Source organism: Xanthomonas sp. BRIP62411, assembly GCF_003993525.1.
GTDB classification, from domain to species: Bacteria; Pseudomonadota; Gammaproteobacteria; order Xanthomonadales; family Xanthomonadaceae; genus Xanthomonas; species Xanthomonas euroxanthea.
In genome coordinates this window covers 1-379 of record NZ_QEZI01000043.1, presented here as the reverse complement: position 1 = coordinate 379, position 379 = coordinate 1, and the positions used below count along the sequence as shown (strand labels likewise).

Sequence of the window (379 nt, the reverse complement as noted above, 5' to 3'; positions counted from 1 at the left end):
CAGTGCGCCAGGCGCGGCTGTGGCGCGACCAGGGTTTCGACGATTTCAGCATTGCAGTGAATGTTTCCACGCCGCAGCTGCTGCGCCCGGGCTTCTTCAACGAAGTGATGGCGATGCTGCAGACCGCCGGTGTGCCGGCGCAGTTCGTCACGCTGGAGATCAACGAAAGCGCGCTGACCAACAACGTCAATTTCGTCCACGAGACGATGGCCAATCTGCGCAACGAAGGCATCAGCCTGAGCCTGGACAACTTCGGCACCGGCGATTCCAGCCTGAGCGCGTTGGTGCGCTACCCGGTGGACCGGCTCAAGATCGACCGCAGCTTCATCAAGAGCGCACCGGCCGGCAGCCGCGAGGCGGCGATTGCGCGTGCCATCAT

Annotated in this window: 1 protein-coding gene; it reads left to right on the top strand. The window is 63.3% G+C overall.

Annotation, left to right across the window (positions count from 1 at the left end):
• Positions 1 to 379: EAL domain-containing protein (locus EO139_RS21310; protein WP_164739968.1), on the top strand; the 379-nt coding region annotated here is incomplete at both ends.